This window comes from Rothia sp. 11254D007BW, assembly GCF_053548195.1.
Genome location: NZ_JBPWPK010000001.1, coordinates 1,724,152 through 1,747,653 on the forward strand (window position 1 = coordinate 1,724,152; position 23,502 = coordinate 1,747,653).

A 23,502-nucleotide genomic window follows, 5' to 3' on the forward strand; every position below is an offset into this window, starting at 1 on the left:
AAACCCCAGTGCGAGAGCCTGTAGCCCACCACTCCATCTTCACCGCAGAAGCTAGTAGAGAGGGGCGCCATGACCACCGCACATACATCCAGCGGGCGCACACCCAGCGGGCACGCCGCCACCATCTATACGGTCAAGCCCTTCGGCCTACTGGCCGTTATGGTTGACTGCCGAACTCTCGAAAACGCCCTGCACCTGCACGGCCACCTGCAGCAACACCCTACCGCAGGGCAGACCGAGCTGGTCCCGGCAGCTCAAACCGTGCTCGTCCGCTTTGAAACAGCCCGGCAGGCCGCTGACTTTCTTGCCGCACCCGACCTGCCGCAGGCGTCCGGAGATGTACGCACCCACGGCCGCACAGTCACCATCCCGGTCGTCTACGATGGCCAGGACCTCACCGATGTTGCCGCCCACCTGGGCATGAGCGAGCAGGCGGTAATCTACACCCACACCACAGGACACTGGTCGGTTGCTTTTGCGGGCTTCGCCCCGGGTTTCTTCTACCTGCACCGGCACGATAATGTGCTGGACGTTCCCCGCCGCCCCACCCCGCGCACCTCGGTTCCTGCCGGGGCTGTTGGCCTGGCCGGTGATTTTTCGGGTATTTACCCGCGCACCTCTCCCGGCGGCTGGCAGCTCATTGGCCGCACGGACGCTCCCCTCTGGGACCTCAGCCAGAATCCGCCCGCCCTGCTGGAGCCCGGTATGCAGGTGCAGTTTGAGGCGGTGCGTGAGCTGATTTCTGCAGGTCAGGCAGGGGTTCAGGACGCTCCCGCCCCGGCCCAGCAGCCTCGGGCAGGTTCGTGCCCGGTTAGCTCGTACCCGGTTGACTCCGAGCAGGCGGACGCCCCCGCGGTAGTTCCCGGCGAGGTTCTGGAGGTTAAAAATCCCGGCCTGCTCACCCTCTTCCAGGATTCCGGTCGAGCGGGTCTGACCCACTGGGGTGTCTCTCCTTCCGGCCCGGCCGACCGGGAAGCGGCAGCCGAAGCTAACCGTTTGGTCGGTAATTGCACGGGTGCTACCGTTCTTGAGAACCTGGCGGGCGGGCTAAAAATTACTGCCCTAGCCGACGTCGAGTTGGCCCTGACCGGAGCGGATACCCCAGCGCAGATAACCGAGGACGCCAGCGGGCAGGCCACGGACTCCGGACAGGGAGCAGCTCAGGCAGCAGGCACCCCTCTGACCGTCCACCCCTACGCCCCCTTTGCCCTAAAGCCCGGGCAGACCCTGACCCTGGGGGCACCCGCACGTGGTCTGCGTACCTACCTTGCGGTGCGCGGCGGGTTTGCCGCTAGAACCGAGGCGGCGAGCGCTTCCCGCGACACCCTGGCCGGGCTGGGGCCGAAGCCGCTGGCGGCCGGTGAGAGGCTCTCCCTGGCAAGCCTGCCGGTGGCGGTGGTGGCTGACCCGGCGCCCGTCCTCCCCCTGCCGGAACCGGGTAAGGTGCTGGAGATCCGCGCCCTGCCCGGGCCGCGTGAGGACTGGTTTACCCCCGAGTCTCTGGGCCGCTTCACCGAGGTGACCTGGGAAGTCTCCCAGTCCAGTGACCGTATCGGGGTCAGGCTGATTTTGGCTGACGTTGTGCAGGAAGCCCCGCTGGGGCAGGACGTCCTGAGCACCCCCACCGACGGGTCCGCAGCCCCCCAGCCCACCGACGTCCTCACCCGGGCTATAACCCGGGAGCTGCCCAGTGAGGGCATGGTGGCCGGGGCGATTCAGGTGCCGCCGAGCGGGGAGCCGGTGGTCTTCTTAGCTGATCACCCGGTGACCGGCGGCTACCCCGTGATTGCGACGGTCCACCCGGCTGACCTGCGCTTACTGGCCCAGGCCCCGCCCGGTACCCGGCTGCGGTTTGGCCTCCTGAACTTCCCCGATTCCACCCCTGCCCGCCCCTCCGAGACCGAAAAGTGAGCCCCATGCGTAAAGTTTTAGTTGCTAACCGTGGCGAGATTGCCGTCCGTATTATTGGCGCCTGCGCCGCCCAGGGTATCGCGTCGGTGGCGGTCTACGCCGACTCGGACGCCGAGGCCCTGCACACCGCCCTGGCCGATGAGGCCTACGCCCTGGAGGGCACCGGCCCGGCGGAAACCTACCTGGATATAGAGAAGGTGCTGGCGGTAGCGGTAAAGTCGGGGGCTACCGATGTTCACCCCGGCTATGGTTTTTTGGCGGAGAACGCCGACTTTGCCCGCGCTGTAATCGCTGCGGGGCTGACCTGGATTGGCCCTGCTCCCGAGACTATCGAGGCCCTGGGCGATAAGGTCAAGGCCCGCGAGCTGGCCCAGGCGGTGGGAGCCCCCCTGGCCCCCGGGTCGGATGGCCCCGTCGCCTCCCCCGAAGAGGCCCGCGCCTTTGCCCAGGAGCACGGCCTGCCCTCTATTATTAAGGCCGCCCACGGTGGCGGCGGGCGCGGTATGCGCATTGTGCGGGAGCTGGGCGAGGTTGAGGACGCCTTCGTCTCGGCTTCGCGCGAGGCTGTGGCTGCTTTTGGTAACGGGGAGTGCTTCATTGAGCGCTTCCTAGAGAAGCCCCGCCACGTGGAAGCCCAGGTGGCTGCGGATTCCCACGGGAATGTGGTGGTGGTTGGCACCCGCGACTGCTCCCTGCAGCGTCGTAACCAGAAGCTGGTGGAGGAAGCCCCCGCCCCCTTCCTCACCGCTGAGCAGCGGGCCCAGATTGAGCGGGCGTCCGCTGAAATTTTCCGAGCCGCCGGGTATGTGGGTGTAGGCACCGCCGAGTTTATGGTGGCCCTTGATGGAACCATTTCCTTCCTGGAGGTCAATACCCGTATTCAGGTGGAGCACCCGGTCACTGAGGAGGTCACCGGCGTTGACCTGGTGGCCCTGCAGCTTGATATCGCGGCGGGCAAGCCCCTGCCCTTTACCGAGACTCCTGAGCCGGTTGGCCATGCCTTTGAGTTCCGCATCAATGCTGAGGACCCGGCCCGGGGCTTCCTGCCCGCAGCCGGCCGTCTTGAGTCCATCACCGTGCCCTCTGGCCCCGGGATCCGCTGGGACGCCGGGGTGCGCCCGGGCTCTGTGGTCAGCGGTGAGTTTGATTCTATGCTGGCCAAGCTGATTGTCACCGGCCCCACCCGCGAGGTGGCCCTGCGCCGGGCCCGTTTCGCCCTGGCCCAGATGGAGATTGCTGGGGTGGCAACCGTCCTGCCCTTTGACCGGCAGGTGCTTGAAGCACCCGCCTTTACCGCTGAGGGCAGAGATTTCGGGGTCTACACCACCTGGATTGAGGACGTCTTCCTCCCCTCCCTTGCCCAGGGCAAGAACGCTGCCACCACCTCTACAAGCACCGAGGCTGGGGGCGGGGCGCAGGCGTCCTACCGTCAGCCCCTGCTGCCGGTGGGTGCTAGCGTCTTCCCGGGTACCGGCATCACCCGCTTCACCCTGGAAATTGACGGCACCCCGCACCGGGTGGGCCTGCCCGATTCGGTGTTTGCTTCTTTGAGGTCGGGTGCGGACGCCGCCACCCCCGCCAGCGGGCAGGGGCAGGCAGGTGCCAGGCAGGTACTGGCGCCTATGGGCGGGGCCCTGCTCAAGTACACCGTTGCTGTGGGCGATGAGGTAGCCGCCGGGGACCAGGTGGCCCTGCTGGAGGCCATGAAGACCGAGGTTCCGGTGCTGGCTGAAACCGCCGGTACCGTGGCTGAGCTCCCCGCCCAAGCAGGCGAGCGCCTGACTGCGGGCCAGGTGCTGGTGGTCTTTGAGTAAAAATTTTGATTAAAACTAATGACAAGGGGGATCAGCTTATTGCTACCCCAAACCTTGAATTTAGTACTACTTTTCGAGATACTAGAGGCAGTAGAGTTAGCCCTGGTGCCTAGAGCATCACAGCAACTCGACCCCCACTGTGGCTACGGCAGGTGGGGGTCATCTTTTTAAAATTCATACACTCGAGCTATGTCGCTAAGATACTTCTCAAAGTAGTGAGCTGTCATATCGCTGTGGGTTCGAGTACGCCGATAAGCCATGCACATAGCATCGGGAGCCCACAACAGTCTCTCATCCTGTGGAGACACCCATGCTGCTCCGACTTCATCGCTTAGAAGCCCTTCCTTTCGAAGGTATTTCAAGAAGCTTCTATCACGGTTATTATCTTTTCGCTCATGTCGGGCTTCAAAAATAAGTCCTCGCAATGAAGGCACTTCAGGAGTGTATTTTTCTACTAGGTTTTTCATGCAACGACGGCGTGCCTGCTCAAGATCATCGTCCGGGCCAAGATTAACATTGCAGGTAATAAAAGAAGGTTCTCGGTTATCAGAGAAATACTTCAGCACCTCTTCAAAAACTCTCTGCCCCTCATACGTTCGCAACGCCTCAGTGCTATGGAAGTAATCTCCATCCACAATATCCATTAGGTCAGTGCGGATTAGGTCCAATTCTGAGGCTCTAAATTGCACCGCTGTCAGCGCATAAAAACTATTCTCATGAAGCAGGTCGCCAGGAGAGGTGTAGGTCTCATCAAAATAAAGGAATTCACTGTCCAGAGCACAGTTATAAAGACGAACAAGGGATGGGTGAAGAGACCGTGACATAGAAACATTCTAATAGGGAAGAGTTTCGTTACAGCGGTATCAGGTTCTAACACCTAACTTCTACAGCATGCAGCTGTCGCCGTGACAAACCCTAGGGAGCAAAATAACAATTTGTATGGGTTCACGCCTAGTTTCGGGAGTCTCCCAACTACACTTGAAACGGTGAACCCCGAGACTACTAACATCGACATCACCCCGTCGTTAGCTGATATCGCCCGTACCCGGCCGAGCCACGCCCAGGCCACCGACTGGGCTGCTGATAGCCTCCGCACCGCCATGGACGCCGGTACCCTCGCCCCCGGATCCAAGCTCACCGAAGAGCAGCTGGCTACCGCCCTGGGGGTCTCCCGTAATACATTGCGGGCTGCTTTTACCCTGCTTGAAGCCCAGAATCTGGTTGAGCGTATTCCCAACCGGGGTGTTTTTGTGGCTAACCCCGGCCCGGAACAGGTTGCCGATCTTTTTATTGAGCGCTGGGCAATCCAGGCTGCTGCCCTTGATATAGCACCGGCAGGGCCTATCCCCCAGGCTCACCGTGCCCTGGCTCGGGCTGAAGAGGCACGAGAGCGCGGGTCAGTGACGGGCATGGCTGGGGCTAACCAGGACTTCCACCGGGCCCTGGTCGACCACGCGGGCTCCGCCCGTCTGACTCAGGCTATGTCGCGCATTCTGGCTGAAATGCGCCTGCTCTTCTTTTCTCAAGTCACGGTTCCGGGCTTCCACGCCCCCTACGTTGAGCGCAATGCCCACCTCTTGAATTTGATGGAAACCGGCCAGCGGGAGGCAGCCCGAACCTACCTGCGGAACTACCTGGCAGAGACCCGCAACTACTTCACACAGGAGTTGTAGTAGACGCAAGGACGCTCCCACCCCGCCTTTCGTACGGGAAGGCGGGGCGGGAGCGTCCTTATTTACCGGGGCCGAAACTTAGCCTGCCCAGAGGGCGGCGATACCGCTGAGGGACTTGTAGCCCAGGTAGATGGTCAGCAGCCAGGAAATCCAGCCGATTACGATAAGCCAGACGGGGTAGCGGTAGCCGCCCAGCAGGGTTTTGGCGCGGAAGGTTGCCACGAAGAGAAGCACCGCAAAACCTACCGGCAGGATGAGGCCGTTGACGGCACCTGCCACGATTAGCAGGGTGGCGGGGGCCTTGCCCGCAACGATGAAGACGACGGTTGAGACGACGATGAAGCCGATGGTCAGGGTGTTCTTGACGGTTACGGAAGTCTTGGCGGTGGTCAGGAAGGACACCGAGGTAAAGGCCGCACCGATGACGGACGAGATTGCTGCGCCCCAGAGAATCAGACCGAAGAGGCGGGTTCCAATCTCACCGGCAGCGATGCCGAAGGCCTGACCGGCGATGGACTTATCGGTATCGAGGGCTACGCCGGTAGCGACCACGCCCAGAATGGCGAGGAAGAGCAGGAAGCGCATGATGCCGGTGATGACGATACCGGTGACGGATGAGCGGGAAATGTCCTTGACGTACTCGGGGCCGTGGATACCGGCGTCCAGCATACGGTGGGCACCGGCGTAGGTGATGTAACCGCCCACGGTGCCGCCGACCAGGGTGGTGATGACGGTGAAATTCACTTCACTGGGAATAACGGTGTTCTTGAGGGCCTCACCAACGGGCGGGTTGGAGACAATCGCGACGTAGAGGGTTGCCAGAATCATGACGGCGCCGAGCACCACGACGATACGGTCCAGGGCGACGCCGGCTCGCTTGGAAAGGAAGACGCCGATAGCGAGGGCGGCGGTGATGATACCGCCGGTGGTGGCGTCCATGCCGAGCATGGAGTTGAGGCCCAGGCCGCCGCCGGCGACGTTACCGACGTTGAAGACGAAGCCGCCGAGGGCTACCAGGATAGCGAGGAAGATGCCGAGGCCAGGAAGGACGGAGTTAGCAAGTTCCTGGGCTTTCATGCCGGAGACGCCAATAACGCGCCAGACATTGAGCTGCACGGCGATGTCGATGAGGATCGATACCAGAATCGCGAAGGCGAAGGCTGCGCCCATCTGGTAGGTGAACTGGCCGGTCTGGGTGATGAAGCCGGGGCCGATGGCACTGGTGGCCATGAGGAAGAGGGAGCCGAGCAGAGCTGTACGGCGCCCCTTGGCGGCCTGGTCTTTGGGGGTGATCAGGGCGTTTGCGTCTGCCATGTCTCTCCTTGGGGGTGCGGGCACGCGACGGGGGGCGTCATAATGCGTGCTAGGTCATAGACATAGATTACACAATTGTTGAACAATCGCAAGAGGAGAGCTCGCGCACGCGCCATCGTAAAAGTGCAACTGCCCGTCACTTAGTGAAGGGCAGTTGCACTTTTAAGGGGGCGGGTTCAGCAGGGGGTTAGCGCTGACGGCGACGCAGCATCAGGACGCCCGCCCCCAGCGCCAGGGCACCGGCAGCAGCTACACCCAGCACCGACGCGCCGGTTGAGGCCAGGCTGCCACCACTGCCCGAGGCCTGCTGGCTCTGACCGGTGCCAGACTGGCCGGTGGCCGCCCCGGCGCCGCCACTTGTGCCGTCATTGTCAGCTGCGCGGACGCCGTCCGCCGGCTCCCCTGCCCCCGGCGAGGTGGAGCCAGGCCCACCCACCCCGGCGGTCGACTGATCACCGGGCTGCACAGAAGGCTGCCCTGAGGGCTGCGCCGTGGGCTGGGCAGTCGGCTGCTGGCTGGGCTCAGGGCTGGGGGCATTCTCAGCTACAGCCAGGCAGTCGTCAATCGCCGCGCCGCCTACAGCAAAGACCGCACGCTGGGTCTCGCTGCGGGCCGTGGTTCCGTTGGGCAGCGGGGCGCTGTAGTAGACGTCGAAGCCGTAGACCCCGGGGTCGGTAAAGACCCAGTTGGCGTGGGCGTGTGTAGCGAAATCAATGTCGATGGTGGTGTCCTTGGTAGCACCCCCGGCGTGCAGGGTGACGGCCCCAGCGAAGTCCTGTTCGTAGACACCGTAGGCAGCGCCGTCCGGAACCTCAACCGGCACCAGGTGCAGGGTGACCGGCCCGGCGAGCTGGGCGTAGTCAACGTCCTGGGTGTTCCAGCCGGGCCAGAGAATACCGGCCTGCTGGGTCTGCGGCAGGCCGTAGAACTCGCTACCGGCCTCGCCCAGGAAGTCCAGCTCGGGGGCCATCATCTGCTCCTGGCGGGCAAAGCGGGTGTTATCGCCCAGGCCCAGCACCACGTCATTGAGAGATCGCTCAGCAGCTTCACGGGTGACAGCCCCAGTCTCATCCTTCAGCGCCAGCTTCAGCGCCCCGCCTGCCAGGGATGCCTTGATATCGACGTGCCCGTCGGTGAGCAGGTAGCGACCTTCAAGCTCAGGAGCCTTGCACTGGCGGGCATCGGGCAGGGGCTGGGCGGGGGCCGTGGGGCTAACGGTCGGCTCCGGGGCGGACGGGCTCGGAGCCGGGTTGCTCGGTGACGGTGCGGGTGAGCTGGGCTCAGGGCTGGGCGCAGGCTGGCTAGGAGCTACCACGGGGTCGGTGAGTGTAAGGGAGCCGCTGGAGCTATATTCCTGGCCGGGCACATAGTCGCTGGTGACGGTGTGGCGGTCGGTGCGGGCGTCCATGTCGGGGTGGGGGGTGATGTTGAAGATGGCGTGGTAGCCCTTGAGCCAGCTGGCTGCGCTCAGGTAGCAGCTAGCAACCCCGTTATCGATGTGGGCGTAGCAGTTGGCAGCCCCCGAGGCGTCCTCGGCCCGGCGGAACATGCCACCTGAAACATAGCCGCGCACGGTGGGGTCAGCGAACTTAATCTGCACCAGGTTGTAGCCCTCGTGCTCTGAGGGCTTGATGGTGACCGTGTAGTCACCGCTGGTCAGGGAATGGTGGCCGGTGGGGAGCAGGGTGTTACCGGGGTCAGCGGCAGGGGCGGGCCAGCGTCCTTCACCCGCGTCTGAGCGTACGGACGCGCTCCCCCCGGGTGCGTAGGTCAGGGCGGGGGTGACCCACTTGGCGGCTTTGGCACCGGAAGCCGCCGCGGCGCCGTCCGGAATAAAGACGCCCTGAATCTGGGAATCTAGGGAACCCAGCATCTCTGACCAGGTGGCCTTTCCGCCCTCAACGCGCACGTCGGTGAGGAAGTAGCCCTGGTTGTAGAGGGTCAGGGTGCCCGAGACGTCGGTGCGCCCGGCATCGAAGGTGATGTCGGTGAGGGAGTCGTCGCCGTCCTTTTCAGGGTTCGCTTTGGGAGCCAGGGTGAGGCTGTAGTTTTCTGCGGCAAGAGAGGTGGTCAGAGCCTTGTTGTAGGTATCAATCAGGGGTGCCTCAGTTGCAACACCAGCGCCGTCCACGGGGCGGTTGCCGCCCACCTGCCAGACGGCGGTGGTGGGCTTAGATTCGATGGTTTGGCCGTCAAGACCGCGGGCGACGGTGCGGTAGGTGACCTCGTAGCGGCCGGGGCGGGAGAAGGTGGTGAAGTTGTGGGTGTGGGCGCCGGGGGTGAGCACGGCCGACTGGAAATCGGGGTCGGTGGAGCTGAGCATGCGGCGCACGTCGTTGGGGAAGTAGTTGGAGCGGTAGGTGAACATTTCCATGACGCCGGGGCCGTTGACGTTCAGCAGGTCGAGGGTGAAGGTGCCGTCGCGGAAGTTTTCAACGGGGATGTTGGTGTCCGCCCCGAAGCCGATCCAGGCCGGGTTGTGGTTGCCGTAGGGCAGGGAGGGGGCCATGTAGAGCTTGTCGCCGGGCTTGCCCAGGAAGCTGGCGTTGGGCGAATCGGGCACGGTGAAGATGTACTGGTTTTTGGCCTCGGCGCGGGCGGAATAGCCCTTGCCCAGCCAGAGAACCGACCGATCAAAGGGTACGAGGGCGTCATTTTTGTCGCCGTGGGGCATCTTGGCGTAGAGGCTGAAGCTGTTGTTTTCCCAGACGGTTTGCGGGGCGTCGATGTGAGCCTGGGTGCCTACGATTTTGCCGTCGTCGGGGCCTGCGGCGGCGGGCAGGGACGAGCCCACTAGGGTGGCGATGGCCAGGGCTGAGAGGGTGAGGGCGCGGTAGGGACGCCTGCGAGCTGCCGGGCGTAGTGAGGGAGCGGACGCGGGTGCTTGGGTCTGCATTGCGGTCTTTCTAGGTGTGTGCGGGGTTGGGGGCAGCAGCACCCCAACCAACTTGAGAATGATTATCATTAAAGATATTCTATATGTCGAGAAAAGCCAAACAACACACAGTTAGAAAGCACACTATGCACCAGTTCCCCCGCGCCCTCTCGGTTGCAGCCCTTTCACTGACCCTGCTTGCAGGCCCCCTAGCAGCCTCCCCAGCAGTAGCCGAACAGGGCAGCTCTGCCCCTACCGCCAGCCAGGCAGCCCCCACTGCGAGCCAAGAAGCCGCGGCGCGCACCGTCCTCGCCGTCGAGCACACCGACGCCCTGGCTATGGCCCTAGCCAACGGGCAGCTAGAACTCTTCACCTATGCCGACCTGCCCGGCGCACCCCGCACCCGACTAGACCCCACCCAGACAGTCTTCAACCTGCAAGACCGCGCTGAAACCAGGGTCAGTGTGCCTGCCGGGTTCGATTTTTTGGGCACTGAAGGGGCAACCATCTGGCTAGCCCCCCAGACCCAGGCAGCCGGGGTACTCTGGCCCGGCTGGAATACCGAGGGCATCCGCCCCGGTGAACTAGTCGGCGATACGCTGACCCTGGAACTTGTGAATACCAAGGCCCCCGATGGCGGCGCAGTTGAAGTCTTCCAGTCCTCCCCCTTTGGCACCCAGCGGGTCTTTAGCTCCCGCGAGAAGCTGCCCGCCCTTCAGCAGCCGGTGGGCTCCCACGTGCACGCCAATTGGGCCTTTACCGCCACCGGCACCTACGAACTCACCTTCCGCGCCAGCGCCACCCGGGCGGACGGCACCCCCGTCAGCACCGAGCAGACCTACACCTTTGTGGTGGGGCAGCTCCCCGCCGAACTGGGCGGCCCAACCGAGGCAACCCAGCCGACCGCCACCCCCTCCCCCAGCACGGCACCCGAGACACCTTCATCTACTAGCCCCGAGCCCAGCGCACCCGCACCGGTAGAGACAACCGAAGCACCGGCGTCCGCACCGGCAGCACCAAGCTACGCTCCCTTCAACCCGGCACCGGCCCCCGGCGGTAGCCAGGAAAGCGCTAACCCCCAGCCCGGCCAGCAACATTCAGCCCCGGCCGCAGGAAGCAACAGCCAGATTCACCGGGCACCGGCTGCCCAGAATCCAGCCCAACAGCACTCAGCTACAGGCGGTAGCGGGGGCACCGCGCCCCAGCAGTGCATGGCCACCGAAGAACTGGTCAAACCTGCCGAGCAGGCTCAGCAGGGTGAGGCAGGTACGGCTAACAGAGCCTCCGCGCGCACCCTGGATAAGCCCGCCTTCACCATCCAAAAAGCCGTCAACACAAGCACCAACAAAGCCACCAGCGGCCACTTCGACTTCGGGGCGGTGCTGAGCGGCGGCAACCTCTCGGCCCAGATCAAGGACGACCGCACCTCACCCGCCACCTGGAAGCAGCCCGGCGCCCTGACCTTCGTGCTGGGTGACGGCGCCAAGACCACCATGCCCGGCGGCATGGGCCATATCGCCCCGGCCGGGGCCGAAGTCTACCTAATCGGGGCAACCCAGCAGGCCACCGTGCCCTGGGTCGGCTGGAACACCCAGAACCCCGAGCTCGTTGCCCAGGCCTCTGGCCCGGCCACCCTCACACTGACCGACCTGCAGGGCCCGGGTAGGCTCTCGGTCTTCCTCTCCGGCAACTTTGGATCCGCCGGAACCACTGTCTTTAACGGGGTGGGCGACTCCTTCTCGGTTCCGCTCAACACCCACCAGCACGCCAACTGGGTCTTCACCGCCCCCGGCGTCTACTCCGCAACCCTCACCTGGTCTGTGCCGCTCAAGAGCGGCGGGCAGGCTTCGGCCAGCGGCACCCTGAATTTTGAGGTGGGCGATATTGCCCGGGCTGAACAGCAGCCCCAGCAGCAGGACGCCGGTAGCGGCTCTAGCTCCAACGCCCCCGCAGGTAGTGGACAGGGCTCTGTCGATAGCGCCACCGGCCTGGTCACTAGACCCGACGGTTCCCAGGTGCGCATTGTGGGCAAGACCGCCGATGGGCGCGACTGCACCCTGAGCGAGGACGAACTCGCCAAGGCCCAGCAAGCCTCAGCCCGAGGCGAGCTGGCCTACACCGGCACCTCATCGACTGGCACCCTCGCCGCAGCCGGTGGCCTGGCCCTGCTGGCCGGGGCGGGCGTCCTGCTCTTTGTTCGTCATCGCTCTGCCCGCCGTGCAGCGTAACCGTTTTCGCCGCTTCGCCCCACTCCTGCTGACCGCCCTGCTGGCCCTCACCGGCTGTGGCGGTGCAGGGGAGCGAGGCCAGGAGGGCCTGCAGGTGGTAGCCTCCACCCCCATTGTGGCCGACCTGGCCTCGGCTGTTGCCGGGGACAGGGCCCGGGTGAGCTCACTGGTTCCAGCGGGGGCTGACCCCCACACCTACGAGCCCTCCCTGCGCGACGTTCGCGACGTAGCCTACGCCGATGTAGCCTTCACCAACGGCCTGCTGTTGGAGCAGCAGAAGCTGGTGCGCACGGTCGACGCCAACCTGCCCGAGGGGGCGCTTTCGGTGGCGGTTGCCGAAGAGATTGAGAGCTACGGGGGCACCCTGATTCCGATTGTTGAGGACGCCTCCCTGGATTCCATCTGGCTGGGCCTGCGCACCTCCGGTGCCCCACGCGATACCGAGTCGGGTAGCGCTCTGAGCCGTGACGCCTCTGTAACCTTTAGGGCCACCGAGGCCAGCGGGCCGGGCCAGCTCGCCGCCTTTATTACCGGCACCTTCGGGTCAGTTGAGAAGGTAGCGGACTCCGGTGCGGACGGCGGCACACAGGCGGGAAACCTGGGGGAAACCGCCCTCCCCCTTCAGGCCCATACCCATCTTTCATGGGCATATACTCAACCGGGTATATACTCCCTGGAGCTTGAAGCCCAGGCCCGCGACGCTGACGGCGCGGCCCTGGACGGCCTCACCGACGTCCGCCCAACCACCGTGCACTTTGCCGTCGGCGTCTCCCCCGACGCCCAGGCACGCGCCCTACAGGAGGCCACCGGCCAGCCCGTCACCGTCCTCGATGCCGGGCATGCCGACCTCACCGCCCAGCTCGACACCGGACGCCTGGTGATTCGCACCGACTCCGACGGGCAGGTCACCGAACACGACCCCGCCACCACCGTCATTGCGGTGCCCTCCCGCACCCTGCAGGAGCTCCCCGCCGGGCCCCAGTACCGCTTCCTCGGCAAGCCCGGCGACCAGGTCTACCTGCTGGCCCAGGCGGTGCTGGGCAAGCACGTCCACGGCGAAATCGACCCCCACATCTGGCACTCGGTACCCAACGCCATGGCCGCAGCCCAGCTCATACGCGACACCCTCACCGCCGCCGACCCCGCCGGGGCCGCCACCTACCGGGCCAACACCGAAGCCCTGCTCACCGAACTGGCAGACACCGACCGGGAACTCCACCGCATCTACGGCCAGCTCCCCGATGCGGCTAAGAACCTGGTCACCACCCACGACGGTTACCGCTACCTGGCCTCAACCTACGGGCTCACCGTCGCCGGCTACGTCTCCCCCGGCGCGGGCGTAGAACCCAGCATCCAGCAGCGCGAGCGCCTACGCCGCACCATCGACGACCTGGCCGTACCCGCCCTCTACACCGAACACGGGTCCATGAACAGGACGCCGGTACTCCAGCAGGTGGGTAACGAGACCGGGGTGCGAGTTTGCGAGCTCTACTCCGACTCCCTCGACTCAGCTGCCCCCACCTACTCCCAGATGATGTTAGTCAATGCACGGGCTATTGCCGATTGCTCCACAGCTTCGCTGTGAGCCCCTAGCACCTGTTCCACCTAACCCAAGGATTTCCATGAAAATCTCTCCCCGATTCACCACTGCCCTGGCCCTGGCAGCCCTGCTGGTGCCGGCGTCCGCCCTGGCCCCCGCAGCCTACGCGGCCGAAGAGAACAAGAGTGCCGAAGAGCGCGCCCTGGAACAGACCCTCTCGCCCGACGAGCCGGTAGTAACCGGTCAGCATGAGATTGCCGCCGGGCACGTGGATATGGGCCCGGCATTTGTTGAGGGCTCCTGGGAGCTTATGTTCCGCGACGATTCGACTGCCGAGCCGGTCTGGCGCGACCCCGCCGATGTGGTGCTGCGCGGTAACGACACCGCTATGATGCCCGTGCCCGATGACCCTCGCTACTCCTTTGTGCAGGCAGCCGCCGGTGAACAGGTCTATGTGATCCCTCAGACCGAGCTGGCCGGTGTGGTCTGGCCCGGCTGGAACACCCAGAACCCCCAGGTGGTGGAGCGCCTGGGCCGCGGCGTTACCTTCACCCTTGAGGCGGTAGAGGGCCCCGGTGGGTTCTCCATGTACCTGGAAAACGGCACCTTCGGGGCGCCGGAAGTGCTGTGGACCTCCGACAGCACCGGCCCCCAGGACATCTTCGTTGAACCCAACGTTCACACCCACGCTAACTGGGTCTTCACCGCCCCCGGCGCCTACTACCTGACCGTGCGCGCCCACGCTGAGCTGGCCGATGGTACCGTCGTCAGCGACACCGCCCGCCTGCTCTTCGCCGTCGGCTCGACCGTAACTAACGAGCAGGTCTTTGCCGGGGCGGACGCCCTCGGTGCGGTTGACGAGGGCAGCGCAGGGGGCGAGGGCCAGGGGGAAGACCAGGACGCGAGCGCCCCTGCAACCGAGGCAACATCCACTGCGACGGTTGGCGATTCAAGCACCAGCAGTGAAGCAGAGAACAGCGACTCAACCCTGCCGGTTGGCCTCATGGCCGGTGGTGGCGCGCTACTTCTGGCCCTCATCGTCGGTGGTGTTCTCCTAGCCCGTCGTTCCGCAGCCGCTAAGGCTGAAGCCTTCGAGCAGTCCACCGGGGGCCGCGCATGACCACCGCCTCTCCTGCCCCCGTGCGAGAAACCGGCGCAGCGGCGTCCACCCCCACCGTCACCATCACCGACCTGCACGCAGGCTACCCGGGGCGGCCCGTCCTCACCGGCCTCAACCTAACCCTGCACCCCGGCGAATTCGTCGGGCTGATCGGGGCAAACGGTGCAGGCAAAACCACCCTGTTGCGCTCCCTGCTCGGGCTTGTACCCACCGGTAAAGGGCGCATCGATATTCTCGGCGAACCGCCCCTCAAAGCCCGCGCCCACATCGGCTATGTACCCCAAAAGCACCTCTTCCAGTGGGACTTCCCCATTACCGTTGAAAACGCCGTCATGAGCGGGCGCACCCGCGCCATCGGCTGGTTCCGCCGCCCCCGCCGCACCGACTGGCAGGCGGTCTACTCCGCCCTCGACAAGGCAGAGCTGACCGACCTCAAAGACCGCCCCGTGGGCGAACTCTCCGGCGGGCAAAAGCAGCGAGTCCTGCTGGCCCGCGCCCTGGCGTCCGCACCCAAGCTCCTGCTTCTCGACGAACCCTTCACCGGCGTGGACGCCCCCACCCAGGACTCCCTCAACCGCCTCTACCGGGCGCTAGCCGCCGAAGGGATGACCATTCTGATGTCCACCCACGACATGATCGCCGCCCGCACCTGGTGCACCCGCATCGTCGGGGTGCGCGGCCACCTCGCCGTGGACGCCCCCGCCCAGCAGCACAGCATCGAAGAACTCTACGCCTTCCTGCACGGCCAGCACGAAGGGTGTGAGAGGGATGCCAAGCATATAAGTTAGGCGCTCAGGACGCCCCCGCGCCGACTAACCTTCTTGCGGGTTCGCTAGCGCTCACACGCAATTCATGCCAGCCCCAGCCAGTCGGCTTTCGGGGGCGTCCTGAGCGCCTCGTATGATTCATCTCTAGATTCCCCACCGATACAAACACATGATTACTCCCTACGAATTTATCCAAGACCTTTTCAACCCCAACCTGGCTTTCCTGGCACGGGCGCTGGCGGCGGTCGTCCTTGCCTCCCTGATTACCGGGCTGGTGGGCTGCCATGTGGTCATGCGCGGCATGGTCTTTATCGGCGACGCTGTTGCCCACTCGGTCTTCCCCGGCCTGGCGGTGGCCTTCGTGGTGGGCGGATCACTGGTAGTAGGCGGGCTGGTGGCAGGCGTCATCACCGCTATCTTGGTGGCGATTTTTAGCCAGAACCAGAAGCTCAAAGAGGACTCGGTCATCGGCATCTTCTTTGCCGGTTCCTTTGCCCTGGGTATCACCATCATCTCCCTGGCCCCGGGGTATTCGGGGTCAGTGCAGGACTTTTTGTTCGGTTCCATCGTGGGTATTTCGGGGGCGGACGTCGCCCAGGCGGCGGCCATTGCTGCTGTGCTGGCGCTTGTGTTGGGGCTCTTCCATAAGGAGATTGTGGCGGTATCGCTCGATAAGGAGAGCGCCAAAGCTGCGGGTCTGCCGGTGCTAGCCCTGGATATTTTGCTCTACGTGGTGGTTACCGTGTCTGTTGTGATCTCCCTTCAAACCCTAGGCAATGTGCTGGTGCTGGCCCTGCTGGTGGTTCCGGCGGCGAGCGCCCGCCTACTCTGCTCTACCCTGGGGCGCATGATGGTCTTTGCACCGGCCTTCGGGGCGGTGACGTCCACGGTGGGGCTTTACCTTTCCTGGGCTTTTAACCTGCCCACCGGCGGCGTCATCGTGCTGACCATGATTGCCGGGTTCCTGCTCTGCTGGGCAGCCCGCGGGCGGTTCCCCCTGAAAAGTGCAACTTCCCGTTAAAAAGTGACAGGCATATGCACTTTTCGAAGGGCATCTTCATTACGGGAAGTTGGTCTCTGCCTTGCTTTTGCCTCTTTACCTCGGAAAGATAGTAAGTGAACTGTTATCAATCGAGTGAAGGAGCACCCGTGATTTTCATTGTTGTGAAGTACCAGGTTAAGGACGGCGACCGCGAGGGCTTTTTGGCCGCTACCCGCGAGTTCACCGAGGCTACCCGCGCCGAGCCGGGCAACAAGTGGTTTGAGTGGTCACTGAGCGTGGAAGACCCCAACGAGGTTGTTCTCGTTGAGGCTTTTGAGGACGACGCCGCGGCAGCTCACGTAGAGTCGGATCACTTCGCCAAGGGGCTAGAAGCCATGAAGCCCTGGCTGACCGAGACCCCCAAGATTATTTCCCGCACAATCGACGGCAACGACTGGGATGAGATGGGAGAGCTGAAAATTTCGTAGCTTGCGAGGCTGGAAAATTTCCTAGCTTTCCCCGCACTAGGACGCCGGTGGGCAGGTAGCTGCCTGCCGGCGTCCTTGTTTTTGTTCCCGGGCTTGTGCCCGGGGTGTTGGGCTGGGGTTATCTCTTGACCGATTGACTAGAATGGGTGTGGAGGTCGCCGTGGGGCGTCCTGATTTTTACTGCCTACGACCGGGGAGCCACATGACTTTGCCGAATGCCGCCCAGGCCCACCGCGATGAGCATCTTGATGCTGACCATACGTCGGTTTCGCTTGCTGTTTCTACCGTGATTTTGGCTCTGCGCCGCAAGGAGGGCGAGTCTCACCATTCGCTGTGGCTGCCGCTGGTGCGTCGTTTGCGTGAGCCCTATAAGGGTCAGTGGGCTCTGCCGGGTGGCCCGCTTCAGCCCGACATGTCGCTTGAAGAGGCGGCTGGTTATACCCTTCAGCGGGCGACCGGCCTGGTGCCGGGGTATCTTGAGCAGCTCTATGCTTTTGGCGATGTGCACCGCACCCCGGATTACAAGATTATGCGTGAGGGCGGTTCTCTGCCTGTTCCTGCTGAGGAAGATCGGCATGAGCGTGTGGTGTCGGTGATTTACTGGGCGTCGATTCCCCAGACCGAGGTGAACCGCACCCGCGTGCACGAGAACATCCGCTGGTTCCCGATTGACGAGCTCCCTATCCTGGCGTTTGATCACAATGAGATCGTTGAGTACGCCCTCTACCGCCTGCAGAACAAGGTGGAGTATTCCCGTATCGCCCACTCTTTCCTGGGTGAGGAGTTTACGCTCGCTCAGCTGCGTGAGGTCTACGAGGCTATCTTGGGCCGGGCGCTTGACCCGGCGAATTTCCGCCGTCAGATTGCGGCGTCCAAATCTATTATTGATACGGGAAAGCGCGTTGAGGGTACCCGTCACCGTCCGCCGCGTCTTTACCGCTACAACCACTCGCGCGCCTTTGCAGACCAGGGCCCCCTGGGCATGTACCGTGAAGCCGCCTATAACGCTGAGAAGGGTGATGCTTAATGAAGCGTGTAGCTCCTGTTCTTGCGGTGGCGCTACTGTCGCTCTCAGCCTGCGGATCTGGTGATACTGCCGGTAGCACTGCGAGCGCTCCGACGATTACTTACACCGACGGCATGACGGCTACGGTGGTGTCGGTTGAATCGGCTAATACTTTTACCGCCAGTTTTGATGGGGTTGAGAAGCAGGTTCGCCTGATTAATACTTCTGCCCCGACCGATAACGGTATCGCCCTGTCTGCTAACTGTCTGGTGGAAGAGTCTAAGTCTCTGCTGGCAGAGAAGCTGCCCGAGGGCAGCCAGGTAACTCTGAACTTTGATGAGTCCCAGCGCGGGGCAACCGGCTACGTTGAGGCCGCCGTATATGCAGGAGATGCCTTTATCAATCGTGATATGGCGCGGGCTGGCATGGTTGCTACCACTTTTACTAGCAATGCAGATGAGTTCTACGGCGAGATTTCTCAGGCTCAGCAGGACGCTGCCAATGAGGGTCTCGGTCTTTATTCCAAGGACACCGAGTGCACCATTCCCGCTGAAATTCAGGCCCAGCAGGCTAAGGTTGAGGACGCCCGCAGCTGGGAGATTGACACCTCAGCTGAGGCGTCGGTTGAGGATCAGAGACGAGCATCTGAGCGTGAAGCTATCTACCAGGAAGCATCAGCCTTTTATAACGAACTTGAGAAGCAGAAGACTGCTCCGGCCCAGTGGGTTGGCTCTATCGTGACGCTCGATGCTGTATCTAGTCAGCTAGACGGGTTTATGAATCTTCTCGGTGATGACTTCTACCCTGAGAACGGCACCAGCGTGAACCAGCAGAAGAAGGCTGAGGCTGAGGCCACCCCGGTGCGCCCTGGCTCTTAGGTAGAGCTTTCGGAGGGAGTATCCGGGGTTTCAGGTTGGGGCGCATCGACGGGCTGACCAGCATCTGAGGTCACTGGTGCAGGCTCTCCTTGAGGTTCTTCTATCTGCGGAGGGGCAGGCGTCTCGGGTTGAGGCTGCGGTGCTATCTCCTGGGTATTAGGTTGCTGAATCTCAGGCTGTTGGGGCACCTCAGGCTGACGTACCTCGGGTGGGGCGGGCTCTCCAGAGTGAGAGTTCTGCTCTGTCTGTTCGCGCGCTACCCTTTCGCGCTCTGCTTCTTCTGCCAGGTTGTAGACAATACGCTTGCTGTCACTGGCTCGAGTTAGAGCATCACGCTGGGTCTTGACGGATTGGGTTTGGGCAATTGCTGAGAGAAGGGGCAGGTCGTTGGCTGTCTCGTACTCATCGAGTCGACGGGTGAGGGTATCTGCTGCCTCTAAGGGGTCTTTGAGGTCAATCCCTTGAGCTTTATTGATATTGGTCAGGGCAGAGTCAAGGCGGGCAGGCAGGGTGCAGTCGTTGGTTCGGCTGTAGATACCGGCCTGCTGTTGGGCAGCCTCTTCCTGGGCTGCGCTAATTTTCTCGTGGAGGTCGGAGTTACCTTGGTTTATGGCTACAGCAAAGCCTGCACGAGTAACTTCGGTGTTCACCATGCGGCGGTCAGGGAGGGTAACTCCCGCTTGAATGGTGGGGGGTGTTTTATCGTCTGCTTCGCTGTCCCCCACAGCAGATTCGTGGGTGAGGGTGACCGGTGAGCCGATGGGCAGGAGCTTAGCTAGGTATTCTTTGGCTTCAGGAGCCATGCACCGCATATCTTCATTGTCGTGCTTAGCCTGGGGCGCGGCGATCCCCAGAAGGTCCACGTAAATAATTTCACCGTTACGGTCTACTTTAACGGTGTCAGGATCGATGATATCGACAATGCTGGCAGCAGTCCCTGTGCCCTCTACCGCAGTAGCGGTGGATTCGGAAGTTGCTTCATCACTACTGAACATTCCACACCCGGTGAGGGCTAAGATACCGGTAGCAAGCACTACGGGGGTTAGGGAGGTGCGCGTGTGCATTATGGTCTACTCCTTGTGTGTCGCACCCCATAATAGTCCTCTTCAGCCGAAAGTAACTACTATTACCGGCTCCCGCGCGCCTTTAAAACAAAGCCGGGTGCCGGCGTCCGCTCTGCTGAGAAGGACGCCGGCACCCGGCTTTTCACCTGCACACGGGGTGCGAGGGTTTTAGGCCTCGGGAATGATGAGACCCTTGGTCTGGGAGACAGCGCGGTCGAAGCGGGCTGCGACGTCTTCCCAGTTGACGATGTTCCAGAAGGCCTTGACGTAGTCGCCCTTGACGTTCTGGTAGTCGAGGTAGAAGGCGTGCTCCCACATGTCGAGCTGCAGGACGGGAATCAGGGCGACGGAGATGTTGCCCTGCTGATCGTAGAGCTGCTCGATGACGAGGCGCTTGCCGACAGTGTCCCAGGCCAGAATAGCCCAGCCTGAGCCCTGGATGGTGAGGGCTACGTTCTCGAAGTGGGCGCGGAAGCCGTCGAAGGAGCCGAAGTCGTTGTCGATTGCTGCTGCCAGTTCACCGACGGGCTTGTCGCCGCCCTCGGGTGAGAGGTTCTTCCAGAAGATGGAGTGGTTGGTGTGGCCACCCAGGTTGAAGGCGAGATCCTTGGAGAGCTTGCCGATGTTAGCGAAGTCGCCCTTTTCGCGGGCTTCTTCCATCTTCTCCAGGGCGGTGTTAGCGCCGCCAACGTAGGTGGCGTGGTGCTTGGAGTGGTGCAGCTCCATGATGCGGGCTGAGATGTGGGGCTCGAGGGCTGCGTAGTCGTAGTCGAGTTCGGGGAGAACGTACTTTTCTGACATGGTGTTCCTTTCGTTGAAGGCCCCTTCTTTGGGTCTTTCTGGGTTTAACTCTACACACTTGTGCCCTGTGGGTCACGGGAGGTTACTTGATAAGTCTGATATGTACTGGCTTCAGTTATGCGGTGCTCCCCAAAAGTTAAACCAGCCCCCCCCCCAACAAAACCAAACACAGGACCGAATCCAGTACATATCACTGAACACTTAAACTAAACTTAGCAAGAATCAATCTTCCAGCACCTCATTTCTCCACAATACCCACCGGTGTTAATCTTTGCTTCGCTTATACGTAACTGGGTACGTCGGTGAAGGGGCGTGGCTAGGGACATGACAACGTCATCAAATACTAGAGTCCCACAACGCATCATGGGGAGTTTTTCGAATCGGACATCATAGGAACCATCGTGAGCGGCTGATATCGAATTTACATCTAGGGCATCAGAGGCGACAGCCAACCCCATCTTAAGGGCTTTACCTACAGCTTCACGCGCTGTCCAAAGAAGCATCGATAGGTCAGCATCTGGAAGACCTAAGTTATGGAAGCGTTCACATTGATTTGGGTTAAGATTATGAACCGCCATTTCCACATTTATTCGCTCCTCCACATCAACGCCGAAGGGCCGTCCGCACTCAGAGACAAGTGCACAAGCAGTGTTGCCAGAATGGGCAATCGATAGCCCAGCCACACACATTTTGTCGATTATTGCTAACGGATAGCCCAACGCTACCCGAACAACCTCACTCTTCTAGCCAAGCGTGGGTAAGGTAGCCACCTGCCAAAGCACGATGGGAAACAGTTCACCCAAGACAGTAGGTATCGAAGCGGGCTGCGTGCATTTGTTGCCGAAAAATTGCCTTTTCCTCTGCTTCTTGAGTACCGACTCCGCTGCCCACGGAGGGCAGCCCGGCGCCGTGGCAATCGCGAGGAGACCACTAGGCTGTTCAAATTTTGTCATAGACTACTCGGGTCTACTCCAGCTACCAGACAACAGGTCGTCCACACATCACTGCCGATACCTGGAGCATAGCTCTCCCTCGAACTCTTACGAGGGAATCGGTTACTGACATACCTACCAAACAAATCGTTCTCCTGGGCCTGATGGACCAGCCATGCCAAATTCGACCCTGATCTACTAACGCTGTTTGCTCCAGGAAAACGCGTCAGAAGTGGAACCAGCCCAGCGTAAATACGTTTAATAAAGGCGGGGTAGTCACGGGCCAGGCCTGTCGCAGGCATCAGACCTGGATCAAACGCCACCGCATGTATTCCGCTAGGACTAAATAATCGGTTGAGTTCGTATGCAAGGACAATGCAAGCTAGTTTCGAGGTTGAATATCGAACCCTGCCGCCTCTAGAGGACCTATCAGTGACACTCCCCGGATTCAGATGATTTGCCATTCCATTCCAGTCCGCCGCTGGGAAACCGAATGCATATAGACCACCTCTGTGGGTCTCACTGCCGATAGTAATGATGCTCGTACTAGGTCTTAGATGAGGAAGCAGATGAGCAATGAGAGAGACATGCCCCAAGACGTTCGTCGCCATCGTCAGCTCGAACCCGTCTTCCGATACCTGAACTCCATTCACAATTTGGATGCCTGCATTGCAGATTATTGTGGCTGGGATGTTGCCCGCGTTCAAGGTCTCGTACGCAAAGAATAAGACTGTCGCCATGGGAGGCAAGGCTAAGCGCTGTCTCGTATCCCAGTCCACCGGTTGCTCCTGTGATAAGAATCAATCCCCTGGCCTTGGGCGATGCCTCAGTTCTTCGATGGCTCTAATGCCCGGTCATATGCGTCGCGTGCATCTTGGACGGCATCAAAGTATGTCTCCGACCATACTCGCAACGCGTTGAGAGGTTCGGATAGGGTTTGACCTAGTTCAGTGAGGTGGTACTCCACTCTCGGCGGCATTTCAGGGTAAAACGTCCTAGAAACCGCTCCGTCACGTTCCAGAGCTCGGAGTGTGTCTGTCAGTACTTTGCCGCTGATCCCCTCCACCGTTGCTTTGATCTCTTTGAATCGCAAGGGCCCATCCGACAACGCGATGACAATCATGGCCGTCCATTTATTCGCGATTCTCGCGAGTGAGGTACGCGAAGGACATTTCGCCATCATCACGTTCCAGTTCGTCGCAGTCATCAACATCCTTTCAACAATTCTCCTGATAGTTACGTTGAGGTAACAGGTAACTAATTGTTACCATAGGAAGGTCAGCAAAACAAATTTATTTCTTGGAGGAAAGATCCATGACTACGTCGACGACACCCCCTATTGAGGTTGTTTCCAAGTACTTTGGTGCATTGGCCGAGGGCCGTGTACAAGATGCCCTCAGCTACCTTGACCCTGATGTTAAGTGGTTCCAGCCGGGGGAAAACCGTTTCTCGGGTACCCACGTTGGTCCGGATGCTGTGTACGCCTTGATTGGCGAAATGATGGCTGTCAGCCAGGGCACCTTTGCTATTGCTCCGACCGGCCCGCTGATGGTCAATGGCGATCTTGTGGTTGTCCCAGTTCACTTCACCGGTGACCGCGGCGATGTCAAGCTTGACCAAGCGGGAACTGACCTCATTACCGTGCAGCAAGGCAAGATCATAGCTGTGCATCTGTTCTCGTCCGATGGTCCAGCAGAAGACGACTTCTGGGGCCCTTCCGAATCCGTGAATAACGGATAAATCGGGTTGATTTCCTGAGAGAGGACACAAGATAACCACGACGCAAACCACAGAAGCTTCCGCAGGCGTACCGCGTGAAGTTGTCATCATTGGGGCCGGCTTTAGCGGTCTTGCAATGCTCCAATCACTTCTAACGAAGAACATTGATGCGCTGCTACTAGAGGCCGGCACTGCGCTCGGCGGTACCTGGAGTAGCAATCGGTATCCCGGAGTCCGAACGGACTGCGAGTCACGGTATTACTGCCTAACTCTCTCAGGATGTCATTGATACCTGGAACTTGAAGGAACGCTTCCCGACGGGTGGTGAGGTGCGCGAGTATGCGGAGCACTTCGCCACCCGTCTCGGGTTGCACTCAGATATTCAATTCA

The 23,502-nt window shown here is 61.6% G+C and carries 20 protein-coding genes; 13 read left to right on the forward strand and 7 right to left on the reverse strand.

Going from position 1 to position 23,502, the window contains the following annotated elements:
• Positions 1 to 69 precede the first annotated feature (69 nt).
• Positions 70 to 1,911 carry a 5-oxoprolinase subunit B/C family protein gene (locus ACEE43_RS07695; protein ID WP_449107677.1) on the forward strand — a complete coding sequence of 614 codons (1,842 nt, stop codon included), beginning with the start codon at positions 70 to 72 and terminating at the stop codon, positions 1,909 to 1,911.
• 5 nt (positions 1,912 to 1,916) lie between these two features.
• The gene (locus ACEE43_RS07700; RefSeq protein WP_449107678.1) at positions 1,917 to 3,725 is read left to right on the forward strand and encodes an acetyl/propionyl/methylcrotonyl-CoA carboxylase subunit alpha; all 1,809 of its coding nucleotides are present in this window, start codon (positions 1,917 to 1,919) and stop codon (positions 3,723 to 3,725) included.
• 167 nt (positions 3,726 to 3,892) lie between these two features.
• Here ACEE43_RS07700 and ACEE43_RS07705 read toward each other — a convergent pair whose 3' ends face one another.
• Entirely contained in the window at positions 3,893 to 4,549 is a 657-nt protein-coding gene (locus ACEE43_RS07705) for a hypothetical protein (protein ID WP_449107679.1), read from the reverse strand.
• A 162-nt stretch (positions 4,550 to 4,711) separates the two neighbouring features.
• Here ACEE43_RS07705 and ACEE43_RS07710 point away from each other — a divergent pair, with 162 nt between their 5' ends.
• Positions 4,712 to 5,398 carry a GntR family transcriptional regulator gene (locus ACEE43_RS07710; protein ID WP_449107680.1) on the forward strand — a complete coding sequence of 229 codons (687 nt, stop codon included), beginning with the start codon at positions 4,712 to 4,714 and terminating at the stop codon, positions 5,396 to 5,398.
• 78 nt (positions 5,399 to 5,476) lie between these two features.
• On the opposite strand, the gene ACEE43_RS07715 is transcribed toward ACEE43_RS07710, so the two are convergent.
• Positions 5,477 to 6,712, reverse strand: a complete 1,236-nt coding sequence (locus tag ACEE43_RS07715; protein ID WP_237205381.1) for an NRAMP family divalent metal transporter — start codon at positions 6,710 to 6,712, stop codon at positions 5,477 to 5,479.
• Positions 6,713 to 6,899: 187 nt separating this feature from the next.
• Positions 6,900 to 9,608: a choice-of-anchor M domain-containing protein gene (locus ACEE43_RS07720; RefSeq protein WP_449107681.1), complete on the reverse strand. Its 2,709-nt coding sequence runs from the start codon at positions 9,606 to 9,608 to the stop codon at positions 6,900 to 6,902.
• Between the two features lie 125 nt (positions 9,609 to 9,733).
• On the opposite strand from ACEE43_RS07720, the gene ACEE43_RS07725 reads away from it, so the two are divergent.
• The 8 genes from ACEE43_RS07725 to ACEE43_RS07760 all read left to right on the forward strand — a co-directional run bounded on the left by ACEE43_RS07725 (position 9,734) and on the right by ACEE43_RS07760 (position 18,596).
• Positions 9,734 to 11,815: a TIGR03773 family transporter-associated surface protein gene (locus tag ACEE43_RS07725; protein WP_449107682.1), complete on the forward strand. Its 2,082-nt coding sequence runs from the start codon at positions 9,734 to 9,736 to the stop codon at positions 11,813 to 11,815.
• Positions 11,781 to 13,400 (forward strand): anchored repeat ABC transporter, substrate-binding protein, encoded by a 1,620-nt coding sequence (locus ACEE43_RS07730; RefSeq protein ID WP_449107683.1) that lies wholly within the window; start codon positions 11,781 to 11,783, stop codon positions 13,398 to 13,400. The genes ACEE43_RS07725 and ACEE43_RS07730 overlap by 35 nt, the downstream gene beginning before the upstream one ends.
• 37 nt (positions 13,401 to 13,437) lie before the next feature.
• Positions 13,438 to 14,475, forward strand: a complete 1,038-nt coding sequence (locus tag ACEE43_RS07735; RefSeq protein WP_449107684.1) for a choice-of-anchor M domain-containing protein — start codon at positions 13,438 to 13,440, stop codon at positions 14,473 to 14,475.
• The gene (locus ACEE43_RS07740) at positions 14,472 to 15,263 is read left to right on the forward strand and encodes an anchored repeat-type ABC transporter ATP-binding subunit (RefSeq protein WP_449107685.1); all 792 of its coding nucleotides are present in this window, start codon (positions 14,472 to 14,474) and stop codon (positions 15,261 to 15,263) included. The genes ACEE43_RS07735 and ACEE43_RS07740 overlap by 4 nt, the downstream gene beginning before the upstream one ends.
• A 148-nt stretch (positions 15,264 to 15,411) precedes the next feature.
• Complete coding sequence (locus ACEE43_RS07745) at positions 15,412 to 16,263, forward strand: anchored repeat-type ABC transporter permease subunit (protein WP_237242942.1); 852 nt, start codon at positions 15,412 to 15,414, stop codon at positions 16,261 to 16,263.
• A 128-nt stretch (positions 16,264 to 16,391) separates the two neighbouring features.
• Positions 16,392 to 16,712: a putative quinol monooxygenase gene (locus tag ACEE43_RS07750; protein ID WP_237206921.1), complete on the forward strand. Its 321-nt coding sequence runs from the start codon at positions 16,392 to 16,394 to the stop codon at positions 16,710 to 16,712.
• Positions 16,713 to 16,914: 202 nt separating this feature from the next.
• Entirely contained in the window at positions 16,915 to 17,739 is an 825-nt protein-coding gene (locus tag ACEE43_RS07755) for an NUDIX hydrolase (protein ID WP_449107686.1), read from the forward strand.
• On the forward strand, positions 17,739 to 18,596 hold the full coding sequence (locus tag ACEE43_RS07760; protein ID WP_449107687.1) for a thermonuclease family protein: 858 nt from the start codon (positions 17,739 to 17,741) through the stop codon (positions 18,594 to 18,596). The genes ACEE43_RS07755 and ACEE43_RS07760 overlap by 1 nt, the downstream gene beginning before the upstream one ends.
• Here the strand turns inward: ACEE43_RS07760 and ACEE43_RS07765 are convergent.
• The 4 genes from ACEE43_RS07765 to ACEE43_RS07780 all read right to left on the reverse strand — a co-directional run bounded on the left by ACEE43_RS07765 (position 18,593) and on the right by ACEE43_RS07780 (position 22,606).
• On the reverse strand, positions 18,593 to 19,660 hold the full coding sequence (locus tag ACEE43_RS07765; RefSeq protein ID WP_449107688.1) for a thermonuclease family protein: 1,068 nt from the start codon (positions 19,658 to 19,660) through the stop codon (positions 18,593 to 18,595). The two genes, ACEE43_RS07760 and ACEE43_RS07765, sit on opposite strands and share 4 nt — an antisense overlap.
• Before the next feature lie 168 nt (positions 19,661 to 19,828).
• On the reverse strand, positions 19,829 to 20,461 hold the full coding sequence (locus ACEE43_RS07770) for a superoxide dismutase (RefSeq protein ID WP_135012588.1): 633 nt from the start codon (positions 20,459 to 20,461) through the stop codon (positions 19,829 to 19,831).
• Between the two features lie 212 nt (positions 20,462 to 20,673).
• Entirely contained in the window at positions 20,674 to 21,150 is a 477-nt protein-coding gene (locus ACEE43_RS07775; RefSeq protein WP_449107716.1) for a 4'-phosphopantetheinyl transferase family protein, read from the reverse strand.
• Between the two features lie 1,069 nt (positions 21,151 to 22,219).
• The gene (locus ACEE43_RS07780) at positions 22,220 to 22,606 is read right to left on the reverse strand and encodes a winged helix-turn-helix transcriptional regulator (protein ID WP_449107689.1); all 387 of its coding nucleotides are present in this window, start codon (positions 22,604 to 22,606) and stop codon (positions 22,220 to 22,222) included.
• A gap of 101 nt (positions 22,607 to 22,707) precedes the next feature.
• On the opposite strand from ACEE43_RS07780, the gene ACEE43_RS07785 reads away from it, so the two are divergent.
• Together ACEE43_RS07785 and ACEE43_RS07790 are read left to right on the forward strand one after the other, a co-directional pair.
• On the forward strand, positions 22,708 to 23,133 hold the full coding sequence (locus ACEE43_RS07785) for a nuclear transport factor 2 family protein (protein ID WP_449107690.1): 426 nt from the start codon (positions 22,708 to 22,710) through the stop codon (positions 23,131 to 23,133).
• Between the two features lie 88 nt (positions 23,134 to 23,221).
• Positions 23,222 to 23,401, forward strand: a complete 180-nt coding sequence (locus tag ACEE43_RS07790) for an NAD(P)-binding protein (protein WP_449107717.1) — start codon at positions 23,222 to 23,224, stop codon at positions 23,399 to 23,401.
• Positions 23,402 to 23,502: the final 101 nt, after the last annotated feature.